The organism is Pseudomonas sp. IT-P258 (assembly GCF_949767825.1).
GTDB lineage: Bacteria > Pseudomonadota > Gammaproteobacteria > Pseudomonadales > Pseudomonadaceae > Aquipseudomonas > Aquipseudomonas monachiensis.
In genome coordinates, this window is sequence record NZ_CATKPU010000002.1 from 1 (window position 1) to 231 (window position 231).

Sequence of the window (231 nt, forward strand, 5' to 3'; positions counted from 1 at the left end):
ACCATTGAAGCGGGCAAATTGTCGGCCATCTACACCGCACCGGTGCAGGGCGACGACGTCTACAGCGACCCAAGTAACCTGAGCCTGACCGTCGGCTCGGCCAGCGTCGACGGCCAGACCTTCGAAAATCTGGTGATCGACGGCACCGCGGCCAATGTGGCCATCACCGACACCGTCAGCGAAGTGATCGCCACCCTGACCGCCGACAAGTCCACCGTCGCCGAAGGCGGC

1 protein-coding gene is annotated in these 231 nt (G+C 64.1%); it reads left to right on the forward strand.

Going from position 1 to position 231, the window contains the following annotated elements:
* Window positions 1-231, forward strand: a 231-nt coding sequence (locus tag ACM6G4_RS00005; protein ID WP_414912725.1) for an immunoglobulin-like domain-containing protein, incomplete at both ends; no start/stop codon positions are given.